This is a genomic window from Pseudomonas sp. GM84 (genome assembly GCF_000282535.1).
Lineage (GTDB): Bacteria > Pseudomonadota > Gammaproteobacteria > Pseudomonadales > Pseudomonadaceae > Aquipseudomonas.
Genome location: NZ_AKJC01000217.1, coordinates 1 through 5,980 on the forward strand (window position 1 = coordinate 1; position 5,980 = coordinate 5,980).

A 5,980-nucleotide genomic window follows, 5' to 3' on the forward strand; every position below is an offset into this window, starting at 1 on the left:
GGCACGTTGCAACAAATGTAGGAGCGAGCTTGCTCGCGATGCGCCGCGCGGGCGGCGCTCGATTCGCGCACCATCACAAGACCCTAGACAGGCACGTGGCAGCCCAAAACACCCGCCAGCCATGCCCAACATCCCACACCCCTGACCTAAGTCATCGCACCTTCCCGTTTCTTGACTAGTCTTACCTATTGGCGGCCATCAAAAAGTCGCCACCGTGACTACGCAAGAGACGCCGGCCATGTTCCGTGCGTCCACACACCTGATCAGGAGTGCACGATGGACCTCAACCGTCGGCAGTTCTTCAAGGTCGCCGCCGTCGGCCTTGGAGGCTCGAGCCTGGCAGCGTTGGGCATGGCCCCGACGCCTGCGTTCGCCGAGCAGGTGCGTCACTTCAAGCTGGCGCACACCAAAGAAACCCGCAACACCTGTCCCTACTGCTCGGTCGGCTGCGGCCTGATCATGTACAGCCAGGGCGATGCGGGCAAAAACGTCAAACAGAACATCATCCACATCGAAGGCGATGCCGACCACCCGGTCAACCGCGGCACCCTGTGCCCGAAAGGCGCCGGCCTGCTCGACTTTATCCACAGCCCCAGCCGCCTGCAGTACCCCGAGGTACGCAAGCCGGGGAGCAAGGAATGGGTACGGGTCGAATGGGACGAGGCGCTCGACCGCATCGCCGACCTGATGAAGCAGGACCGCGACGCCAACTTCATCGAGAAGAACGCCCAGGGGCAGACGGTCAACCGCTGGCTAACCACCGGTTTCCTCGCTGCCTCCGCCGCCTCCAGCGAGGCAGGCTACCTGACCCACAAGGTCGTCCGCGCAACAGGCATGCTGGGGTTCGATAACCAGGCACGTGTCTGACATGGCCCGACGGTGGCAAGTCTTGCCCCGACGTATGGCCGTGGCGCCATGACCAACCACTGGTCAGATATCGCCAACGCGAATCTGGTCCTGGTGATGGGTGGCAACGCAGCAGAAGCGCACCCGTGCGGCTTCAAGTGGGTGACCGAGGCCAAGGCGCACAACAAGGCGCGGCTGATCGTGGTCGACCCGCGGTTTACCCGTACCGCTTCGGTGGCGGACTACTACGCGCCGATCCGTACCGGTACCGACATCGCCTTCATGGGCGGGCTGATCAACTACCTGTTGAGCAACGACAAGATCCAGCACGAATACGTGCGCAACTACACCGACGTGTCGTTCATCGTCAAAGAGAACTATGGCTTCGAGGACGGGCTGTTCAGCGGCTACGACGAGGCCAAGCGCGTGTATGCCGACAAGTCGGGCTGGGGCTACGAGCTGGGCGAGGACGGTTTCGCCAAGGTCGACCCGACCCTGCAGCACCCGCGCTGCGTGTTCCAGCTGATGAAGCAGCATTACAGCCGCTACACCCCGGAAATCGCCAGCATGACCTGCGGCATGCCGCAGGACGCCATGCTCAAGATCTGGGAAGAGATCGCCACCTGCTCGACCCCGGGCAAGACCATGACGATCCTCTATGCACTGGGCTGGACGCAGCATTCGATCGGCGCGCAGATCATCCGCAGTGCGGCGATGGTCCAGTTGCTGCTGGGCAACGTCGGCATGCCGGGCGGTGGGGTCAACGCCTTGCGCGGGCACTCCAACATCCAGGGCCTGACCGACCTGGGCCTGTTGTCGAACTCGTTGCCGGGTTACCTGACCCTGGCCGGCGATGCCGAGCAGGACTACGCCACCTACATCGACAAGCGCGCCTCCAAACCCCTGCGCCCGGGGCAACTGTCCTACTGGCAGAACTACGGCAAGTTCCACGTCAGCCTGATGAAGGCCTGGTACGGCGCCAATGCCACGGCGGAAAACAACTGGGGCTACGACTGGCTGCCCAAGCTCGACGTGCCGGCCTACGACGTGCTGCGCATGTTCGAGATGATGAGCCAGGGCAAGGTCAACGGCTACATGTGCCAAGGCTTCAACCCGATCGCCGCGCTGCCGGACAAGAACCGCGTCACCGCCGCCCTTGGCAAGCTCAAGTGGCTGGTGATCATGGACCCGCTGGCCACCGAGACCTCGGAGTTCTGGCGCAACGCCGGGAAGTTCAACGATGTCGACACGGCCAACATCCAGACCGAGGTGTTCCGCCTGCCCACCACCTGCTTTGCCGAGGAGGACGGCTCGCTGGTCAACAGCAGCCGCTGGCTGCAGTGGCACTGGAAGGGCGCCGATGGCCCGGGTGAAACCCGCACCGATGTGCAGATCATGAGCGAGCTGTTCCTGCGCCTGCGCCACCGTTACCAGACCGAGGGTGGCGCCTACCCGGATGCCATGATGAACATCCACTGGCCGTACAAGATCCCTGAAGAGCCTTCCCCGGAAGAGCTGGCCAAGGAGATGAACGGCTGGGCGGTCGCCGATGTCACCGACCCGACTGGTGCGGTGATCAAGGCAGGGCAGCAACTGGCGGGCTTCGGCCAGCTCAAGGACGACGGCAGTACCGCGTCGGGTTGCTGGATCTTCGCCGGCAGCTGGACAGAGCAGGGCAACCAGATGGCGCGCCGAGACAACAGCGACCCGTTCGGCATGCACCAGGTGCAGAACTGGGCCTGGGCCTGGCCGGCCAACCGGCGCATCCTCTACAACCGTGCCTCCAGCGACCCGCAGGGCAAGCCATGGGACCCGGAGAAGAAGCGCCTGGTGTGGTGGAACGGCAAGGCCTGGACCGGCACCGACGTGCCCGACTTCAAGGTCGACTCGCCACCGGAAGCCGGGATGAACCCGTTCATCATGAACCCCGAGGGCGTGGCGCGGTTCTTTGCCATCGACAAGATGGCCGAAGGCCCGTTCCCCGAGCACTACGAGCCGTTCGAGACGCCCATCGGCATCAACCCGTTGCATCCGCAGAACAAGAAGGCCACCAGCAACCCGGCCGGGCGGATCTTCGATTCGGTGTGGGACACCCTCGGCACGCACGACGAGTTCCCCTATGCGGCGACCACGTACCGGCTGACAGAGCACTTCCACTTCTGGAGCAAGCACTGCCCCCTCAACGCAATCATCCAGCCCGAGCAGTTCGTCGAGATCGGCGAGGTGCTGGCCAATGAGAAGGGCATCAAGGCCGGTGACCGGGTGCGGGTGTCGAGCAAGCGCGGGCATATCGAGGCGGTGGCGGTGGTGACCAAGCGGATTCGTCCGCTGCAGGTCAACAACCAGACCGTGCACCAGATCGGCATCCCGTTGCACTGGGGCTTCACCGGCGCGACGCGGCACGGCTACCTGACCAACACCCTGGTGCCGTTCCTGGGTGATGGCAACACGCAGACGCCGGAGTCCAAGTCGTTCCTCGTCAAAGTGGAGAAAATCTGATGGCCAGCCAAGACATCATCGCCCGCTCGGCCACCACCACCGTACCGCCTTCGGTACGCCAGCAGCAGGAAGTCGCCAAGCTGATCGACACCACCAAGTGCATCGGCTGCAAGGCCTGCCAGGTGGCGTGTTCGGAGTGGAACGAACTGCGTGACGAGGTCGGCCACAACCACGGCACCTACGACAACCCCCAGGACCTCTCCGCCGAGACCTGGACCTTGATGCGCTTCACCGAGCACGAGCGCGACGACGGCAACCTGGAGTGGCTGATCCGCAAGGATGGCTGCATGCACTGCGCCGACCCAGGTTGCCTGAAGGCTTGCCCGAGTCCGGGGGCGATCATCAAGCACGCCAACGGCATCGTCGACTTCAACCAGGACCATTGCATCGGCTGCGGGTATTGCATCACCGGCTGCCCGTTCAACATCCCGCGCATCTCGCAGAAGGACCACAAGGCGTACAAGTGCACCCTGTGTTCCGACCGCGTGAGCGTGGGCCTGGAGCCGGCCTGCGTGAAAACCTGCCCGACCGGGGCGATCGTCTTCGGCAGCAAGGACGAGATGAAGGTGCATGCCGCCGAGCGCATCGTCGACCTCAAGTCGCGGGGCTTCGACAACGCCGGGTTGTACGACCCGGACGGCGTCGGCGGCACCCACGTCATGTATGTGCTGCACCACGCCGATACGCCCAGGCTGTATGCAGGCCTGCCGGACCAACCCGTGATCAGCCCGCTGGTGGGCCTGTGGAAAGGCTTCACCAAGCCGCTGGCGCTGTTGGCCATGGGCGCGGCGGTTTTGGCCGGATTCTTCCACTACGTGCGGATCGGCCCGCAACGGGTCGAGGAGGATGAACACCCCACGCCGCCGGACGACAGCGTGCATCAGGTGGACCCGGCGGTCCATGTCTATGACCCCAATCGGCCCGGCGGGCAAGGGGAGCAGCGGCCATGAACGACAAGAAGCCAATACTGCGGTACACCGCCAACGAGCGGACCAACCACTGGATCGTCGCCATCCTGTTCATCCTCGCCGGGCTGTCCGGGCTGGCGCTGTTCCACCCGGCGTTGTTCTGGCTCAGCCATCTGTTCGGTGGCGGCCCCTGGACGCGCATCCTGCACCCGTTCCTGGGTGTGGCGATGTTCGTGTTCTTCCTGGGCCTGGTGTTTCGCTTCTGGCGGGCCAACTTCATCACCGCCAACGACCGCCTGTGGTTGCGCCGCATCGACCGGGTGATGGTGAACCGGGAAGACGGCGTCCCCCCCATCGGCAAGTACAACGCCGGGCAGAAGTTGCTGTTCTGGACCCTGCTCGTGTGCATGCTGGTGCTGCTGATCAGCGGCGTGGTGATCTGGCGCGCGTACTTCAGCCTTTACTTCGAAATCGGCGTCATTCGCCTGGCCACCTTGCTCCATGCCCTGGCGGCGTTCGTGCTGATCCTCAGCATCATCGTGCACATCTACGCCGGCATCTGGATCAAGGGCTCGATCGGCGCCATGCTGCATGGCTGGGTCAGCCGCCCCTGGGCGCGCAAGCACCATGAGTTGTGGTACCGCGAAGTGACGGACGACAAGCCGCCACACCCGCACGGACGTAAAGAAGGATGAACGCTTGAGCACGATACTCGAACCCGGGCAGATCGAAGCGTCGGCCGTGATGCCGCCGTTTCTGCATCTGCCGCCCGCCAACCTGTTCGAACTGCGCGCCGCCCGCCTGGTGCATCTGGCCGAGGGCAATGCGCTGGGCCGGTACCTGAAGCTGGTCGCGCGGCTGTGCCGCGTCCAGCAGCAGCTTGTGGATAACCCACCCGGTGCCTTGCCGGTGGCCGAGGAGCGCCAGCGCCTGTGCATAAGTCATGGGCTGCCGCCGCTGGCGGCTGACAGCCTGGTGCGTGAAGGGCCGTGGCTGGTCTGGTTGCAGGCATTGCTCGCACACTTCGATGATGAAACCAGCGGCCCGCTGGGCGAGGCGCTGCACCGGCTGCGAGGGAGTGACGACAGCCAGCGCAAGGGTTGGGGTATCGCCTTGCTCGCTGGCCAATATGATGCGGTGCCGGCAGAGCTGGTGCCGTTCATTGGCGCCGCCTTGCAAGCGGCCTGGTCCAGCTGGCTGCTGGCGCTGCCCGCGCCTGAACTGAAGCCTGCCGACAGCCTGGCCCAGTGTCCCGCTTGCGGTTCGCCGGCCATGGCCGGGGTGGTGCGCAATCGCGGCAAGCACAACGGTTTGCGTTACCTGGCCTGTTCACTGTGTGCCTGCGAATGGCATGTGGTGCGGGTCAAGTGCGTGTATTGCGAGTCGAGCAAGGATCTGCGCTACACCAGCCTGGAAGATGATCGCCATGCGCCCGGCAAGGCGCCGTTGCAGGCCGAGTGCTGCCCAGGGTGCAATAGCTACCTGAAGCAGAATTATCTGGAGAACGATGCCGCAGCCGAACCGCTGGCCGATGACCTCGCCAGCCTCGCGCTGGATATCCGTTTGGACGAGGAGGGCTTCCATCGCCTGGCACCGAACCTGATGCTCGCACCAGGTGGTGGGTGAGTGTCTACACTGCAAGATCGAGTCGCCCCTATCGCCGGCAAGCCGGCTCCCACAGGATCACCACTGCGCTCCAAGGCGGCGGGGTACCTGTGGGAGCCGGC

General features: G+C 64.4%; 4 protein-coding genes. All 4 read left to right on the forward strand.

What is annotated here, in order from left to right; genetic code table 11:
• Window positions 1-276: 276 nt before the first annotated feature.
• The 4 genes from fdnG to fdhE are packed head-to-tail and all read left to right on the forward strand — an operon-like array spanning window position 277 to window position 5,879.
• On the forward strand, window positions 277-3,345 hold the full coding sequence (fdnG, locus tag PMI38_RS17835; RefSeq protein WP_157214877.1) for a formate dehydrogenase-N subunit alpha: 3,069 nt from the start codon (window positions 277-279) through the stop codon (window positions 3,343-3,345).
• Window positions 3,345-4,295 (forward strand): formate dehydrogenase subunit beta, encoded by a 951-nt coding sequence (gene fdxH / locus PMI38_RS17840; protein WP_008096738.1) that lies wholly within the window; start codon window positions 3,345-3,347, stop codon window positions 4,293-4,295. Before fdnG ends, fdxH begins: the two co-directional genes overlap by 1 nt.
• Window positions 4,292-4,948, forward strand: coding sequence for a formate dehydrogenase subunit gamma (locus PMI38_RS17845; RefSeq protein WP_008096740.1), 657 nt, complete (start codon window positions 4,292-4,294; stop codon window positions 4,946-4,948). Before fdxH ends, PMI38_RS17845 begins: the two co-directional genes overlap by 4 nt.
• 4 nt (window positions 4,949-4,952) lie before the next feature.
• Entirely contained in the window at window positions 4,953-5,879 is a 927-nt protein-coding gene (gene fdhE, locus PMI38_RS17850) for a formate dehydrogenase accessory protein FdhE (protein WP_008096742.1), read from the forward strand.
• The last annotated feature ends 101 nt before the right edge of the window (window positions 5,880-5,980 follow it).

Coding starts and splice junctions, on each gene's coding strand:
- fdxH (WP_008096738.1), top strand. CDS start 3,345: ATGGCCAGCCAAGACATCATCGCCCGCTCGGCCACCACCACCGTACCG.
- PMI38_RS17845 (WP_008096740.1), top strand. CDS start 4,292: ATGAACGACAAGAAGCCAATACTGCGGTACACCGCCAACGAGCGGACC.